Origin of the sequence: Geothrix mesophila (assembly GCF_022808835.1) — a bacterium.
Classification (GTDB): Bacteria; Acidobacteriota; Holophagae; order Holophagales; family Holophagaceae; genus Geothrix; species Geothrix paludis.
In genome coordinates, this window is the sequence record NZ_JAKZLD010000004.1 from 373,255 (window position 1) to 389,579 (window position 16,325).

Genomic DNA, 16,325 nt, shown 5'->3' on the forward strand with positions numbered 1-16,325 from the left:
GGCCGAATCATCTGCTTCATTAGAGCGGAAATTTACCGTTCACGAGCAGAAAATCAGGAGCTGGGCCTTTGATCGAGTGGCGGGTCTTCGGAGGGCTCTACCAGGCCAGGAGGTGGTCCAGGGCGGATCGCACCGCCTTCGTCCCGGGCAGGTAGGCCGCCTCCAGCGGAGGGCTGGCGGGGATCGGCGTGTCCGCGCCCCCCACCCGCAGCACCGGGGCGTCCAGCCAGCCGAAGCAGGTCTCGCCGATGCGGGCCGCCAGCTCGGCGCCGGGCCCATAGGTGAGGCTGGCTTCGGTGAGCACCAGGACGCGATGGGTCCGCTTCGTGAGCTCGGTGATGGCCTCGTCATCCAGGGGCCAGAGGGTGCGCAGGTCCAGCACGGCCACATCCAGGTCCGCCGCGGCTTCCAGGGCCACGTGCTGTGCGGCGCCGTAGGTGACCACGCAGGCCTTCGAGCCGTCCTTGCGCAGGGCGGCCTCGCCGAGCCGCGCCGTGGGAGCCTCGTCCCACTCGTCCTTGAGCCGGCGGTAGAGGTGCTTGTGCTCGAAGAACAGCACGGGATCCGGGTCGTCGATGGCCGCGCGCAGGAGGGCGTAGGCATCGCGCACGGTGCCCGGGGCCACCACCTTGAGACCGGGGCTGCCGAGGAAGTGGCCCTCGGGGTTCTGGCTGTGGAAGGGCCCGCCGCCGTTGCCGGCGCCGGAGGGGCCCCGGAACACGGCGGGCACGGTGGCGCCCCAGCGCCAGTGGGCCTTGGCGGCGAAGTTCACCATGAGGTCCGAGGCCAGCAGGGCGAAGTCCATGAACTGGAACTCCGCCACGGGCCGCTGGCCCATGAGGGCCGCGCCGATGGCGGCGCCGGCGATGGCCTGCTCGGAGATGGGCGTGTCGATCACCCGGTCGGGGCCGAAGCGCTCCAGCAGGCCCTCCGTGGCGCGGAAGGCGCCGCCGTAGGTGCCGATGTCCTCGCCCAGGCAGCAGACCCGGGGATCGGCCTCCATGGCGTCGAAGAGGGCCTGGTGGATGGCGTCGACGTAGGTACCGGAGAAGGCGGTCATCCCTTCGCCTCGAGCAGGCCCCTCTCCGCGAGCCAGGCGTCGTTGAAGATGCTGCTGAGGTAGCGGCCGGCGCCGTCGGGGAACACGGTCACGATGCGCGTCGGGCGATCCATGGGTGGCAGCTTGGCGGCTACCTGCCGCACCGCCCAGAGCGCGGCGCCGCTGGAGCCGCCGCCCAGGACGCCCTCCTCCTTCACCAGCCGCCGCGCGTGGTGGAAGGCGTCGCGGTCCGTCACCTGGAACATCTCGTCGATGAGCTCGAACTCCATGGTGGGGATGAGGAACTCGTCGCCCAGTCCCTCGATCTTGTAGGGCCCGGCCTTCAGCTCCTTCTCGCCGCGGAAGTGGGGCGTGAACACCGAGCCCACGGGGTCCACGGCCACGACCTTGATCTTCGGATCCTTCTCTTTCAGGTAGCGGCCCACGCCCCCGATGGTGCCGCCGGTGCCGGCGCCCGCCACCAGGTAGTCGATGCGGCCCTCCATCTGCTCCCAGATCTCCGGTCCCGTGCCGGCGTAGTGGGCGGCGTTGTTTTCCCGGTTGCCGTGCTGGTCGGGGAAGAAGCAGTGAGGCGTCTCTCGGGCCAGGCGGGGCGTGATGTTGTTGTAGCTGTCCGGGTGCTCCGGCGGCAGGCTGGTGTCCACCTTGTGGACCTGGGCGCCGAGCGCCAGCAGCTGGTTCAGCTTCTCCTGGCTGATGGTGTCGCGCACCACGACCTTGAGCTTGTAGCCCTTCTGGATGGCCATGAGGGCCAGACCCATGGCCGTGTTGCCCGAGGAGTTCTCGATGATGGTATCGCCGGGCTTCAGGCGGCCATCCCGCTCCGCTGCCTCGATCATGTGCTTGGCGATGCGGTCCTTGCTGCTGCCCATGGGGTTCAGGAACTCGAGCTTGGCGAAGACCTCCGCCGGAAGGTCCGACACCACGCGGCGCAGCCGCACCAGCGGCGTGTTGCCGATGGCTTCCAGGACACTGCCGCAGGGCTTCCGGTACTGCATGGGGATCCTCCGGAAGTCAGTATGACTGGGGCGGCTGCGCGCATGATCCCCTGGCTCCCCTTCTCTTGTAAGAGCAGGGGTTTCTACCCCACCTAGAGGCGGGTTGAAGCGGTATTGAGGGCTGAAACGAGAAAGGCCACATCCTCCTCGGTCGTGTGGTAGCTGGTGACGCAAGCACGGAGGACATGGGCATCCGGTCCCAACGCCAGGCTGGAGATCCATACCTGGCCATCCTCGTACAGCCGGTTGAGCAACCGTCCGATCACGGCCGCGGAATCCACCCCGGGCCGGTTGAAGCAGACGACGGGTAGGGGTGTCTGGTTGACGATCTCCCAGCCATCTTCGAGAAGACGCACGCGAAGGAGGTCCCCCATGGAGGCCTGATGGTCGATGAGGCGCGCGTACCCGGGAAGCCCGAGCTCGGCCAGGGCCATGAACACCTTCAGGCCGATGCCGCGGCGGGACCATTGAGGGGTGGTCGCGAAGGGATCCTGAGGAATGGCATCCTGCGCGACAGGCATGTACGTGGCGTTGATCGAAAAAGCCCTATGGGTGGCCTCTGCATGCCGCGAAAAGAACATGCCCGCCCCCATGGGGACAGAGAGCCATTTGTGGGCATCCCAGCTCACGGAGTCGGCTCGTTCGATGCCTCTGAGATGGACCCTCAGAGTGGTGCTCATGAGGGCAGAACCGCCCCATGCCGCGTCGGCATGAAACCAGAGCTGGTGGCGGTCCGCGATCTCGCGGAGCTCGACCAGCGGATCGATCACGCCGGTGCCAGTGGCTCCGGCGGTTCCAACCAGCAGGAAGGGGTGGTACCCCTCTGCCCGATCCTTGGCCATGAGCCTTTCAAGCTGCTCAAGGTCGATCCTCCTTGTTGAATCGACTGGAACCTCGCGGACCGAATGCGTTCCGAGGCCCGCCATCCGCGCGGCCTTGACGAACGAGTGGTGCCCATCCGCGGAAAGGTACATGACCGGGCGGAGCCTGAGTTCCGCCAATCCCTTCTCGTCCCATTCCGGGAAGGCCCTCGACAGGGCCGAAAGGACCGCGCAGAGATTGGATTCGGCGCCCCCCGTGGTGAAGCTGCTGAGTCCTTCGCTCTCCTCCCAGCCGATCAGTCCCTTTATCACAGCCAGGGCGCGGCGATCGAGTTCACAGGCAGCGGGAGCGTGAGACCATACCGCCAGCTGGGGGTTATATAGTGCGGTCAGCGCGTCCCCCAAGACGCTGATGGGGCGGACGCTGGGGTTGAACAGGCCGAAGTACCGGGGATGCGTGACGTGGACCAGGCCATTGGCCAACAGGTCACCCACATCGTCCAGCAGGGAGCCGGCGTCGATGGGCGATTGGAAATCATATGTCCGAGCGATGCGCGCCCGGAGCTGATTCGGATCCGCGGCCGGAAGGACCTTGCGGTCCCGCATGGTGGTTTGGAAATGTTCTGCTTGATCCGCGAATTGCGCCCAGATGTCCCGGGAAAGGCTTACGCCCTGATCGCGGTTGGTGAGGGGGCTGTGCATCGTCATCGGTCCTCCTGTGCGCCAGGGTGGATTCGGGTCCCCTTGATCTGGGTGTCGGCCTTGAGGGTGGACGCCCGCAGGCTTCCGGCGATGCGGCTACCGAGGGCGTCTGCCAGGGCGGTCGCGGCTTCAGGGCCCTCCCGGAGGAAGAGACGGGGTTCGATGAGCTCCACTTCCATCAAGTGCTGCCGTCCGTCCCCATCAGGAACAAGATCCATCCGAGCGTAAAGCGGCAATTCAGGAAGCGCCTCGATGACCTTGCGGCCGATCGCCAGTTCCTCGTCCGTGGGTTCGACCCTGGCGAGCCGAACCTCCTGATCCACGCCTTCCTGCAACGCTGGAGGGCGGCGTACCGCGTGGGTGAAAACCCCCTCGATGAAGAAGAAGGAACGCTCGCCGTAGCTCTCCACTTCAGGGAAATACGGTTGAATCATCGCTTCCGTGAAGCGCGTGATGGCCTGGATGTGGGCGCGGATCTCGTCCTTGGCGCGCGCGGGCAACCTCACGGCACGGTGTGCGCTGGCTCCAACAGCCGGCTTGATCACCACATCCTCCCAGCCACGACCCAGGAGATCGATGTCCTGGGCGCCGTCACCCCGGACCCAGAGCGTCGGGATGACGGGCAGCCCCTGGAGCTGAAGGTCCTTGAGGTACCCCTTGTGGGCATTCCATCGGATGAGCGCTCGTGAATTCCACAAGGATCCTTCAGCCGAGCGCGCATCGACCCACCTCAGGAATTCATCCAGGCGCAGGTGGTAATCCCACACGCTGCGGAAAAGCCAGCCGTGACGGGGATTTCTGGGTGTCACTTCATCCCAGATCACAGCCTGGCCCTCAAGGCCGATGCGGGCCAGGGCCGACACAAGAAGCTGATCCTCCGGATGACCAGCCGGCCAATCCCGGCAGGTCGCCATCGCGATATCCATGGATCCATCCTTTCGAGAGGCGGCTCAGCAGCCGCACCGGATGCCATCCCCCGAGACGCGAACCGTCTCAGCTCCGACTTCCACGGCGTACCCATCTCGAATCCACCAATCCAACCCGCCCAGCATCTCCTTCACCTTGAACCCCAGAGCGGCGAGCTTGTAGGCAGCCTTGGTGGAGGCGTTGCACCCGATGCCGTCACAGTAGGTGACGTACACCAGCTCTTTCGAAAGGTGCGCCGTGGATGCCGCATTCATGGCGCGGTGCGGGAAGTTGATGGCCCCCGGAACGTGGCCGTCAAAGTAGGCCTCGGGTGTGCGGGCGTCCACCACGATGAACCCGGTCACGCCGTTCTCCATATCCACGGCCACATCGGAAGGATCCGTGGCATGGGCCAGTTTGGCCAGGAATCCGGCCGCCATCGAATCCGGATGTGCCTCGGAAAGGTACTCCAACACCCGGGACGGGATGGCTTCGCTGGCGGGAGGGTTGGACTGATTCATGGGGATCTCCTTTGTCGAATGGCTTTGTGGCCCCGACAGCTGGAGTGTGGATCGTTTTGGATTGATCGAAATATCCATTATTGAAAGATTGACAAGACCATTTGTCGGCTGAATGTTGGTCCTTCCGGGAGGCTGCGTATGAGCAAGACGCAAGGCGGTGTTCTGTTCCCTTCCCTCGCGCTCACGTCTCCGGGCTCAGAGCCTCTCTACCTGAGGCTATACAAACGGATTCGAGAAGCCATCCTGACGGAAGGCCTCAAACCTGGGACACGACTGCCTTCCAGCCGGACCTTGGCCGCGGACCTGGGTGTCTCCCGGACCACCGCAGAAGAGGCCTTGGCCAAGCTGGAGGGAGAAGGTTTCCTTACCCGCAGAGTGGGTGACGGAACCTACGTCAGCCAGTACCTGCCGACATCATTCCGTCCCGCCTCCGGCGCCACATCCCGCACAGGCGCAGCTGGGCGCCGACCGGACCTCTCTGAGCGTGGTGCCTACATGGCCGAGACTCGCGGGTGCGTCGAGCCTCTCGTCTGCAGACCGTTCGTGGGTGGACAGCCGGCTCCGGAAGCCTTCCCTTACGATCTCTGGCATCGCCTGATGCTGCGCCGCTCCAGAGCGAGTGGCCAGGCGCTGCTGGGTTACGGGGATCCTGCCGGGTACAGTCCCCTGCGCGAGGCCCTTTCGGAATACCTCATCAGCTCGCGCGGCGTGAGGTGCTCGCCCGAACAAGTGCTCATCCTCACGAGCTCCCAGCAGGCCCTGGACCTTGCCTGCAGGATGCTCCTGGACCCAGGGGACAAGGCCTGGATCGAAGATCCAGGGTATCTCGGAGCCCGCGTTGCGCTGCAGAACGCAGGGGCGGAGCTGGTGCCCGTTCCCGTGGATGAGCAGGGCCTGGCTGTGGAACAGGGGATCGCGCTGGCGCCCAAGGCAAAGCTGGCGTACGTCACGCCCTCCCACCAGTACCCCACGGGCCCGGCGCTCAGCCTGGAACGGCGCCTGGCGCTCCTCAAGTGGGCTCGGCGGACCGGAAGCTGGATCATCGAGGACGACTACGACAGCGAATTCCGCTACACGGGAAGGCCCCATCCAGCCATTCAGGGGCTCGAGGCTGATGCCCCCGTGGTTTATGTGGGAACCCTCACCAAGGCGCTGTTCCCGAGCCTTCGACTCGCCTATGTCGTCGCGCCGAAGCGCATCGCCGAGGCCATGACCCGCGCTCGGTCCTTGCAGGATGGCCATTCCCCATCCCTGAGCCAGGCCGTGCTCGCGGACTTCATCCATGACGGCCACATCTCCACGCACCTAAGGAAAATGAAGAACCTCTACCAAGGGCGGAGGGCCATCCTTCTGGAAGCACTCGCCGCCCGGACTTCTGGAAAACTGCGGGTGATCGAAGGAGAGGGCGGCTTCCACCTGACAGCCTTCCTCCCTCAAGGGGCCGACGACACCACGCTTTCCACGAAGGGCGAGAAGCTCGGGCTGGAGCTACCCACGCTCTCGCGCATGTACCTGAGAGAAGGGCCTGCCCACGGATTCGTTCTCGGCTTCGCCGCGTTGACCCCCTCACAGATTCTTCAGGGCGTCGCGGGATTGGCGAAAATTCTTTGAAAGCTGAAGGTCGACTCGCTCTCCTTTCGCCGCCTCAGCCGCCGCCGGGGCTGCGTTCGGCCCTCCAGGAGGCCGGGGGGGCCCGCTCCGCCTGACGCCTGGGTGGCTCATGGCGCGGCGAAAAATGCACGCAGGAGGTCCCGGCACTGGCAGGCTCAGGGGAGCCGCCTCTCCCCACGGATCCCATGTCGCACCCCTTCGCGCCCATCGTCGACCGCCACTCGCATGTGAGCCTCTATGCGGCCCTGCAGGGCTGCCTGGACCTCTCGACCAGCGCCGATCCGGCCGCCGCGCTGCGCCTGATGCGGGGCCTACCAGAGGACCGACTCTCCCTGGTGCGGGGCTGGCACAGCGGGCGCCTGCCCCTGTCGGAGGCCGACCTCGCCGGGCTGCCGCCGGTGCTCCTGGTGAACTTCAGCCTCCACGGCCTGCGCCTCAGCCCTGGAGCCGCCGAGCTGCTCCGGAACACGGACCCGGAGCTGGTGGCGGGGCACGCCGATCCTGCCTGGTGCGAGCGGAACCTGGACCGGCTCCTGGTCCTCTACGGCCGCACGGCGGGCCTCACGCCCGCCAAGCTGGAGGCCTGGATCCAGGGGCTCGAAGCGGCGGGCGTGGGCGCGGTGGAGGACCTGCTCCTCACGGGAGAGGACGCCTGGCGGGTGGTGCGGGCCTCCCGGTGGGCGGACCGCCTGCCCTGGTGGACCGTTCCCGCCCTCTTCGACGCGATGCCCGCGGAGGCCCAGGTCGAGTGCGCGGGGCTGAAGCTCTTCACCGACGGGGCCCTGGGCGCCCGCACGGCGGCCCTGGCCGAGCCCTTCCTGGACGGTTCGCCGGGCCTCCTGCTCCACACCGACGAGGGCTTGCGGCAGGCCCTGGCCGACCTCCACCCCCACGGCAAGGCCGTGGCCATCCACGCCATCGGGGACCGGGCCATCGGCCAGTCGCTGGGGGCTCTGGAGGACCTGGACCGGCAGGGCCTCCGCTTCCCCCTGGTCCGCCTGGAGCACGCCCAGTTCATCACCGCGGCCCAGGCCCGCCGGGCCCGGGATCTGGGGGTGGTGCTCTCCATGCAGCCGAACTTCTCCAGCGACAGCGTGGACTACGGCGACCGCCTGAGCCCCGACATGCTGGCGCGGAACAACCCCTTCCGCATGCTCATTGACCGGGTGGGGTTCCGGCCCGGCCATGACCTGATCTTCGGATCCGACGGCATGCCCCACGGCCTGGCCTACGCCGCCCAGTGGAGCCTCTTCCCGCCTTTCGAGGACCAGCGCCTGAGCCTGGAGGAGCTGCTGGCGGGCTACGGGCCGGCGCCGGGACGCCCCCCCATGCGGGAACTCGTCATCAATACGGTGAGGCGGGAGGTCCGACTGGTTCAAGGGCTCCGCTAGACTGAACCCATGCTCTCGTCTCTCAGAATCCAGAACCTGGCCCTGGTGGAGGACCTGTCCCTGGACTGGGGACCTGGCTTTACGGTGCTCACGGGCGAGACGGGCGCGGGCAAGTCCCTGCTGGTGGATGCGCTCTCGCTGCTGGTGGGTGCCCGGGGCGACGGGGAGCTCGTGCGCCACGGCGCGGAGCGCGCCACGGTGGAGGCCGTGGTGGAGGGGCGCTTCGAGGCCTGGCGGGCCTTCCTGGCGGAGCGCGGCCTGCCCGAGGAGCAGCCCGTGGTGCTGCGGCGCGAGGTGGGGGCGGGCCGCAGCCGAGCCTGGGTCAACGGTGCCAGCTGCTCCCTGGCGGACCTGCGAGAGGCGGGCCGGCTCTGGATGCGCCTCACCAGCCAGCACGACCACCAGTCCCTGCTGGGCGAAGACCGCCACCTGGCGCTCATCGACGAGGTGCTGGGCATCGAGCCGGCCCTGGAGCCCCAAGCCACCGCCGTGCGCGAGGCCGAAGCGGCCCTGAAGGCCCGGCGCCGCAGCGAGGCCGAGCGCGAGCAGCGCCTGGAGCAGCTGGCGGAGGCCCTGGCGGACCTGGAGAAGCTGGCGCCGAAGCCCGGCGAGTGGGCCCAGCTCAAGGCGGACCGCGAACCCCTGCGCCACGCCGTCCACCTGGAGCAGGCCTTCCGCGAGGCGGCGGAAGCCCTGGATGCGGGCATCCCCAAGGTGGAGCTGGCCCACAAGGCCCTGGTGCGCGCCGTGACGCACTGGCCGGATGCGGTCGCTGAGCAGGATCGCCTGCGCTCCGCCATCCTGGAGCTGGAGGACCTCCTGGCCCTGGCCCAGGACCAGGCCCTGCGCTGGTCCCAGGCCGGCGCCGACCGCATCGAGGCCATGGAGGCCCGCCTCGCCCTCTACGAGCGCCTGGCCCGCCGGCACCGCTGCGAGCCCGAGGAGCTGGCCGCGCGCCAGCAGACTCTCAAGGACGAGCAGCGCTCCCTGCAGGCCGGCGACGTCTCTGTGAAGGAGCTGGAGAAGGCCCTGGCGAAGGCCGTGGAGGCCTACCGGCAGGTGGCCGAGGTGCTGCACGGCCGCCGCTCCGAGGCCATTCCGAAGCTGGAAGCCGAGGTCCAGAAGCGACTGGGCCGCCTGGGCATGAAGGGGGCGCGGATCCAGCTGCGGCTCACCCTGGCGGAGGAACCGGGCAGCCCCGTCCAGCAGAGCGGCCGGCCCGTCCGCGTGGCGGCCCAGGGCTTCTCGGCCCTGGCCATCTGGATCGAGCCGAACCCCGGCGAGGGCTTCCGCCCCCTGGCGAAGATCGCCTCCGGCGGCGAGCTGAGCCGCCTCATGCTGTCGCTCGTGGGGGCCGGTCTCGCCCTCGGCGCAGGCGTCCGGGACGGCCTCACCCTGGTGCTGGACGAGGTGGACGCGGGCCTGGGCGGCGAGACGGCCCTGGCCGTGGGCAAGGCCGTGGCCGAGCTGGGGAAGGCCCACCAGGTGCTGGCGGTGACGCACCTGGCCCAGGTGGCCGCGCGCGCGGACCGGCACGGGCGCCTGCACAAGGAGACGGAAGGCGGCCGCACCCGCAGCGCCCTGGGCTGGGTGGCGGGCGAGACCCGCCACCGCGAGCTGGCCCGGCTCCTCTCGGGCCACCCCGACCGGCCTGAGGCCCTGGAGCATGCCAAGGTGCTGCTGGAAGGTTGATCCAGGTTTTTTAGGCTTGCAGGCCTCAGCCAGAAAAGCAGGGACACAGAAGGCACAGAAGCGCCCGTTGAGTGCGCACAGAGGACCCAGAAGGGACTCGACCCACCGCGGGCATCCCTTCACGGGCGGCGGCTCCGGACGGCTTCCGAGGACCGCCGTGGCCGCCGCCCATGAAGCAGGCCGCGCTAAGCGCGACCTGGGGTCGGAGGCCCGGATGTCCGGGCTGGGGTACCAAGTGCTTTTTCCCGCGTTTTCCGGCCTTCTTCCGCGTCTTCCGTGACCCGCAAGAACATTCTGGATTGGCCGGCGTTTGCGGTGGGATCCGCTGCGGAAGAGGATGAAAAAGGGCCGCCCGGAGGCGGCCCTTCCCGTGGTTTGTTCCGACTACTTGACGCTCACATCGTCCACGACGAAGGAGGTCTGGAGGCTGCTGTCCTCTACGGAGTAGAAGCGCAGGCGGATGGTCTGGCCCTTGTAGGCGCTGAGGCTCAGCGACTTCTGGGTGTAGCCCGTGCCCTTGTTCAGGTTCGAGTAGGTGGCCAGGGTGGCCAGCACGGTGCCGGAGGTGTTGAGGACCTGCACCTTCATGGTGTCGTAGGCGGTGGTGGTGGTGGTCTCCGCCGTGTCGACGTGGAGCCAGAAGGTCAGGGTCCCGGTGGCGGTGCTGGGGATGGCGATCTGCTGGTAGATGTAGTCGGTGTGGGCGGAGCCGTAGCCGCACATCCAGGCATCGTAGGAACCCGTGTGGGCGGGCTCGCCGGTGTAGGTCCCGATGACGCCGGTGGTCTGCGTCCAGCTGGTGGCGCCGCTCTCGAAGCCGCCGTTCAGGACCAGTTCCGTGCCGGAGGTGCTGTTGGAGACGGAGAAGCTGACCGTGGTGCTGGTGCCCACGTTGCCGGCCGCGTCATAGGCCTTGGCGACCAGGTTGTGGGAGCCGTTGGTCAGCGTGGTGCTGTCGAAGGACAGGGTCCAGGGCGTGGCCGTGTCCGTGCCCTTCAGGGCGCCATCGACGTAGAACTCCACCTTGGTGACGCCCACGTTGTCGCTGGCGGTGGCGGTGAAGGTGATGGTGCCGCTGGTGCCGGACTCCGTGACGGAGACGGTGGGGGCGGTGGTGTCGCCGGAACCGCTGGTCCAGGCGGAGCCCACGTTGATGCCGTGGAAGGCGTTCCACACGGCCTGCTCCTCGACGCCACCGGCGCCGTAGAGGTCCTTGGCGGCGCTGATGGCGGCCGTGCGGGCCCCGGCGTAGTTCGTGCTGGAGGTCATGTAGACCGTCAGGGCGCGGAACCAGATGGCCGCCGCCTTGTCGTTGCCGATGCCGGTCATGCCGCTGGGCAGGTAGGTGGTGCTGGTGTTGCCCGTGGTGGTGGCGCCCTGGCTGAGGAAGTAGAAGCAGCGGTTCATGGGGCCGCTGGAGTAGTGAACGTCCAGGCTGCCGATGGTGGAGGACCAGGCGTCGGGGCTGGAGCCGTCGAGGCTGGGCTTGTACATCCAGCGCAGGGGGTTGGTGGCGAGCTGCTCGCCGATGGTCCAGTTGCCGCCGGTGCTGCCGATGGTGGAACCCGACCCGCCGCGGGCGTAGAACTCGATCATGGTGCCGAAGATGTCCGAGTTGGACTCGTTCAGGCCGCCCGATTCGCCGGAGTAGGTGAGGTTGGCGGTGCGGGCGCAGACGCCGTGGCTCATTTCGTGGCCGGCCACGTCCAGGGCGGTCAGCGTCGTGAAGCTGGTGCCGTCGCCGTAGGTCATGCAGAAGCAGCTGTCGGACCAGAAGGCGTTGTCGTAGCCGTTGCCGATGTGGACGCGGCTGTAGGTGGCGGTGCCGGCGCCGTCGATGCCGTTGCGGCCGAAGACGTTCTTGTAGAAATCCCAGCTCTTGATCATGCCGAACATGGCGTCCACGGCCGCGGTCTCGCCGTTGGCGGCGGTGGTGGAGCCGCCTTCGACATAGTTGGCGCCGTCGCCCCAGGTGTTGTCGGCGTCGGTGTAGAGCGTGCCCGTGGCCGTGCTGCTGGTGGAGGCGTGGGCCATGTTGGTGACCACGTTGTTGCCGAAGGAGCCGCCGCTGCCGCGGGTCGTGTCGCGCAGCTCGTAGGTGCTGCCGGTGTAGTTCGTGGGCAGGGAGACCGTGCCGTTGTACTGGCTGTTGCCGGTGCCGGTGGCCGCGGTGGTGTGGAGGGTGTTCCAGGACTTCAGGATGGCGCCGTTGTGGGCGTCCACCAGGTAGTCGGTGTGCTTGATGCCGTCCTGGTCGTTCTCGAGCTCGGTGTGGACATGGTAGGCCAGGGTGTAGCGGAGCACTTCGCGGGACACGTCCTCGGCGTTCAGGTCAGCGGCGGCGCGGCCAGCGCGGACGACCTCGGTCACCTCGGGGTAGACCACCAGCTCGGTGGTCGGGGCGTAGGCATAGGCGCCCTTGGGAGCCAGGTCACCCTGGACCACGGCCAGCGCCTCCGCCGCGTCGAGGGAGGGAGTCACGTTCAGCTGGATGCCCTTGAGCAGGGCGTTGGTGAGGGGCAGCTCCGAACCGTTCTTGGCGGTGTGGGTGATGGCGTCGCCGCCCCACACCTTCACGCCCTTGTAGGTCTGCTGGAAGTGGGCGTGGGACTGGCCGAGCTGGTCGGAGTGGGCGCCGCGGAGGAGGAACGCGTGGTCCGCATTCAGTCCCAGCTGCACGCGGCTGGCCAGAAGATGCTGGGCGGCGGCATCGGCGCGAGGGGAATCCTGCGGAAGCCGAGCGCTCAGGGAACCGGCGGCGAGGGCCGCGGTGAGGAAGGACAGGGCCGTACGGCCCGTGGAGATCGCCATGGGGGCTCCTTGACTTGAGGGGGGGGGAGGCCTGTCCGCTTCGCCGAGGCGAGGACGGAGGCTGGGTGGGGGTGAAAAGATCGGAAAGTCGGAACCAGAGTCCCTACCGCGCGTCAACCCCTCAAGTTAAGGCTTGTTAATTTTCTTGAGAATCATTTCTATTTAAAAACATGCAGTACAAAATTATTGATACCAACGGTTGATAAATAATCCATTGGTCCGGTTTGATTATTTTGAGCAAAGGCAGGGAAGGGATCCCTTCCTTCTGGAACCCCGGGATCAGATCCGGAGCTAAGAGGTCGTAACAAAACCCTGCGATGCCGCGATGAAGCCGGGCCGGGTGCACCGCAGATATCAGTTCGTCTCGTGTATCGCTGCAGGCGATACCGAGAAGGAAGCGCCCGCAGGGCGATGCGGGACATCGTTCAAGGGCGGTGACGCCGCGGAGCGCCCGCCCGGCTTCATCTCTCCGGGCGAGGGGTGGCGGGGAGGCTCCGCCTCCGCGAGGAACGAGCGGGAGGACCCTGCGAGGCAGGGCCCGTCAGGTGGAGGGCGATGCTGCGTCAGGCTCGGATCGCGTGGTCCCCGCTACGCTCACCTTGCCTTCCTGGCCTCGCTCGCCCGGCGCCCCTCGCGCGGCGACGTGGGATTTTGTTACGACCTCTCAGGGCCGCTTGGTGGATTTCTGGCGGACCCGCTTCGGGCCGGCACCCTTGCGGGGAGCCTGCTTGGCCGCCGGCCGCGGGCCCTCCTTCTTCTTGGGCTTGGGTCGGGCCTTCACCTTGTCCGCCCGCTGGGCCTGGAGGGACTCGTTGCTGCGGGAGGGCTTGAGGCCCTCGCCGGGATCGAGGATGCGGCGCACGGGGGCCACCTCGGTCTCCTCGCCTTCGCCCTTCTGCTTCTTCTGGACGCTGAGGCGCAGGGGCACGCCCGCCAGGCCGAACTGCTCGCGCAGGCGGTTCTCCAGGTAGCGCACGTAGCTGAAGTGCAGGCCCCGATCCGTGTTGGCCTTCACCACGAAGCTGGGAGGCCGCACGCCCACCTGGGTCATGAAGTAGAGCTTGGGCAGCTTGCCGTCCACGGCGTGGGGGCTCATGGCCGCCACGGATTCGCGCAGGAAGCGGTTCAGCTCGCCTGTGGGGATGCGCCGAGCGTGGGCCTCGGCCAGCTCGTCGATCATGCCGAAGAGCTTGGACACCCGCTGTCCAGTCAGGGCGGAGAGGAAGATCATGGGCGCGTGGTGCAGGAAGCCCAGGCTGCGGCGGAGGTCCTCCTCGGCGCCGTAGATGGTGTGCGTGTCCTTCTCCACCAAGTCCCACTTGTTCACCACGAGGATGACGGCGGCGCCGGCCTCCTGGGCGTAGCCGGCGATGACGGCGTCCTGATGGGTGGCACCTTCCACGGCGTCCAGCAGCAGGAGGCTGACGTCGGCCCGGGCCATGGCCTGCTTGGCCTTGAGGATGCTAAGCTTCTCGGCGCCCTCGTGAGTCTTGCCCTTCTTGCGGATGCCGGCCGTGTCGATCATCCGGTAGACCTTCCCCTTCACGTGGAAGACCGTGTCCACCGTGTCCCGCGTGGTGCCGGCCACGTCGCTCACCAGGCTGCGCTCATAGCCCAGCAGGCGGTTCGTGAGGGAGGACTTGCCCACGTTGGGACGGCCGATGAGGGCGAAGCGCAGCTCGTCCGAGAGGTTGTGGATGGCCGCTTCCTCCGGAGTGCGGTGGAAGGGCAGGCGGGCGCGGATGGCCTCCAGCAGCTCGGGCACGCCGGACCCGTGGGCCGCCGAGATGGAGAGTACGGCGTCGAAGCCCAGGCCGTAGAAGCCGGCGTCGGGAGCGCCGCCCTTCATGCCGTCCAGCTTGTTGATGACCAGCAGGATGGGCTTGCCCTGGCGGCGGAGGCGCGCGGCGATCTCCTCGTCCCCGGCCGTGAGGCCGTCATGGCCGTCCACCAGCAGGATGGCGATATGAGCCTCGCCCAGGGCCGCTTCGGCCATGCGGGTGATGCCCTGGGTGATGACATCGTCGCCTTCGAAATCCAGGCCGCCGGTGTCCACCAGCTCGAAGACCTCCTCGGCTGTCCCCTCGTCGTCGAGGCAGGTGACGCGCCCATAGCTGCGGTCCCGGGTCATGCCCGGCAGGTCGTGAACCAGGGCCGCCCGGCTGCGGGTGAGCCGGTTGAAGAGGGTGGACTTGCCCACGTTGGGGCGTCCGCAGAGGGCGACGAGGGGCAGTTTCATATCTGTTCCAAGCCCTCCAGTCTATCGGTCTGGACGGGAAAAGACAGCGCAGGAATGAGGACGCGCCATCACTTCCGCCGTAAGCTGGAGTGGATAAATCCGACGAGGTGCGTTCATGAAGAGGATTCTGGCGGTCTTCCTGGTCGTGGCGGGGCTGTTCACCGGAGTCTACTACGTCATGACAGGCCGCCTGCCCTGGGTGGCCCTCTCTCAGGAGGAACAGCAGGTCATCGCTCTGGGCGAGGAGTTCCAGCGGGCCCGCCAGCAGTGGCAGGCGGCCGGCCGGACCCAGGCTCTGGGCGTGGATGCGTCCAGCCAGATCGAGACTCCGCTGGCGACTCTGGATCGCCTCGACCAGGAACTGGCGGATCTGACGCCCCAGCTGAAGTCGACCGAAGCCAAGAACCGGGCCACGATCCTGCGAAGGGAGATCGCGGCGTTCAAGAGCGAGATGCGGTAGGGGGGGGGCCTGATTCTGTCGAGCCGCCGTTCTCCCCCTTTCGCGCCGACCCATGTGGTCACGGGGCTCGAACGCGTCCCCGTCGCCCTTCGGGCTAGGGTCCGCCGCGTAGCCGACAGCTACTCCGGCCCTCCACTGGAGGGCCTCCGCTGACGCTGTCGTCTCCGCACTCGCGGGTCCGAGCCCCGTCAGCCCCAAACGCCAAAAAGCGCCCGACTGGGCGCTTTTTGGCGGGGCTGACGGGGCTCGAACCCGCGACCTCCGGCGTGACAGGCCGGCACTCTAACCGACTGAGCTACAACCCCTTGCTTTTTCACCAGATGAATCTGGTGGGCGATGACGGGCTCGAACCGCCGACATGCTGCGTGTAAGGCAGCTGCTCTACCGACTGAGCTAATCGCCCGAATCGCCGAACCATGATGCTCACACAGGATGCAGGAAGGGTCAAGGCCAAAGGTCTGCGTTGAGGGTTTCCTCCAGATCTGGTAAGGTTTTCAGACTTCCGTGCCAGGGGTTCCCGGGGACCTTTCGCTGGTGTCGGTGTGACCCTGGCCGATCCCTTCGGCCGTGGCCTTGGGACGTTTCTGGAGGGTGGCCTGTGGCGCTGCTGGAACTGGCGAATCTGACGCTCCGATCACCGGAAGGGGACGGCCCCGTCGCGCGCATCCTGGCCCAGATGCCGGATCCCATGCGCCCGGACCTGCCGGCCATCCTGTTCGTGATCGTCCTGCTCGTGGTGCTCTACCTCTACCTCAAGGTGGTGTTCTTCAAGCCCATCACCCAGGTCATGGACGACCGGGAGCGGGACCTGAGCGCCGGCGGGGATGCCAAGGCCGAGGCCGCGGCGCAGCTGGAGGCCCGTCAGAAGGATTATCAGGGTCGCCTGAAGGATCTCCGTGCGCAGGCCTTCGAGCGCCGCAAGGCCCTGGCGGATGCCGCCGGCAAGGACAAGCAGCAGCTGCTTGACGAGGCCCGGGCCAAGGCCCTGGCCGAGCGTCAGGCCGCTGTAGCTTCCCTGAAGGCTCAGCAGGCCGAAGCCAAGCAGAACCTGCTGGCCCAGGTGGACGCCCTGTCCGAGACCATGGCCCAGACCCTCCTGAAGCAGGCCTGAGC

12 protein-coding genes and 2 tRNA genes are annotated in these 16,325 nt (G+C 67.5%); 5 read left to right on the top strand and 9 right to left on the bottom strand.

Annotation, left to right across the window (positions count from 1 at the left end):
* Nucleotides 1–97: 97 nt before the first annotated feature.
* From MLG87_RS14015 to MLG87_RS14035, 5 genes are all read right to left on the bottom strand, one after another.
* Complete coding sequence (locus MLG87_RS14015; RefSeq protein WP_243295767.1) at nt 98–1,060, bottom strand: alpha-ketoacid dehydrogenase subunit beta; 963 nt, start codon at nt 1,058–1,060, stop codon at nt 98–100.
* Nucleotides 1,057–2,058: a PLP-dependent cysteine synthase family protein gene (locus MLG87_RS14020; RefSeq protein WP_243295768.1), complete on the bottom strand. Its 1,002-nt coding sequence runs from the start codon at nt 2,056–2,058 to the stop codon at nt 1,057–1,059. Before MLG87_RS14020 ends, MLG87_RS14015 begins: the two co-directional genes overlap by 4 nt.
* A gap of 92 nt (nt 2,059–2,150) precedes the next feature.
* Nucleotides 2,151–3,587 carry a pyridoxal phosphate-dependent decarboxylase family protein gene (locus tag MLG87_RS14025; RefSeq protein WP_243295769.1) on the bottom strand — a complete coding sequence of 479 codons (1,437 nt, stop codon included), beginning with the start codon at nt 3,585–3,587 and terminating at the stop codon, nt 2,151–2,153.
* On the bottom strand, nt 3,584–4,507 hold the full coding sequence (locus MLG87_RS14030) for an ATP-grasp domain-containing protein (RefSeq protein ID WP_243295770.1): 924 nt from the start codon (nt 4,505–4,507) through the stop codon (nt 3,584–3,586). The genes MLG87_RS14025 and MLG87_RS14030 overlap by 4 nt, the downstream gene beginning before the upstream one ends.
* A gap of 24 nt (nt 4,508–4,531) precedes the next feature.
* Nucleotides 4,532–4,927: a rhodanese-like domain-containing protein gene (locus MLG87_RS14035; RefSeq protein WP_425250899.1), complete on the bottom strand. Its 396-nt coding sequence runs from the start codon at nt 4,925–4,927 to the stop codon at nt 4,532–4,534.
* A gap of 219 nt (nt 4,928–5,146) precedes the next feature.
* Between MLG87_RS14035 and pdxR the strand changes: the two genes are divergently transcribed.
* The 3 genes from pdxR to MLG87_RS14050 all read left to right on the top strand — a co-directional run bounded on the left by pdxR (nt 5,147) and on the right by MLG87_RS14050 (nt 9,702).
* Nucleotides 5,147–6,619, top strand: coding sequence for a MocR-like pyridoxine biosynthesis transcription factor PdxR (gene pdxR / locus MLG87_RS14040; protein ID WP_279341296.1), 1,473 nt, complete (start codon nt 5,147–5,149; stop codon nt 6,617–6,619).
* 185 nt (nt 6,620–6,804) lie between these two features.
* Nucleotides 6,805–8,010, top strand: a complete 1,206-nt coding sequence (locus MLG87_RS14045) for an amidohydrolase family protein (RefSeq protein WP_243295773.1) — start codon at nt 6,805–6,807, stop codon at nt 8,008–8,010.
* 9 nt (nt 8,011–8,019) lie between these two features.
* Entirely contained in the window at nt 8,020–9,702 is a 1,683-nt protein-coding gene (locus MLG87_RS14050; protein ID WP_243295774.1) for a DNA repair protein RecN, read from the top strand.
* A gap of 384 nt (nt 9,703–10,086) precedes the next feature.
* On the opposite strand, the gene MLG87_RS14055 is transcribed toward MLG87_RS14050, so the two are convergent.
* Together MLG87_RS14055 and der are read right to left on the bottom strand one after the other, a co-directional pair.
* Nucleotides 10,087–12,513, bottom strand: coding sequence for a M4 family metallopeptidase (locus tag MLG87_RS14055; RefSeq protein WP_243295775.1), 2,427 nt, complete (start codon nt 12,511–12,513; stop codon nt 10,087–10,089).
* 664 nt (nt 12,514–13,177) lie between these two features.
* Nucleotides 13,178–14,752: a ribosome biogenesis GTPase Der gene (der, locus tag MLG87_RS14060; RefSeq protein WP_243295776.1), complete on the bottom strand. Its 1,575-nt coding sequence runs from the start codon at nt 14,750–14,752 to the stop codon at nt 13,178–13,180.
* Between the two features lie 115 nt (nt 14,753–14,867).
* Here der and MLG87_RS14065 point away from each other — a divergent pair, with 115 nt between their 5' ends.
* Nucleotides 14,868–15,212 carry a hypothetical protein gene (locus MLG87_RS14065; protein WP_243295777.1) on the top strand — a complete coding sequence of 115 codons (345 nt, stop codon included), beginning with the start codon at nt 14,868–14,870 and terminating at the stop codon, nt 15,210–15,212.
* 228 nt (nt 15,213–15,440) lie between these two features.
* Here MLG87_RS14065 and MLG87_RS14070 read toward each other — a convergent pair.
* Nucleotides 15,441–15,517, bottom strand: a tRNA-Asp gene (locus MLG87_RS14070).
* A gap of 22 nt (nt 15,518–15,539) precedes the next feature.
* A tRNA-Val gene (locus MLG87_RS14075) sits at nt 15,540–15,615 on the bottom strand.
* A 195-nt stretch (nt 15,616–15,810) separates the two neighbouring features.
* Between MLG87_RS14075 and MLG87_RS14080 the strand changes: the two genes are divergently transcribed.
* Nucleotides 15,811–16,323 (top strand): F0F1 ATP synthase subunit B family protein, encoded by a 513-nt coding sequence (locus MLG87_RS14080; protein WP_243294349.1) that lies wholly within the window; start codon nt 15,811–15,813, stop codon nt 16,321–16,323.
* Nucleotides 16,324–16,325 lie beyond the last annotated feature (2 nt).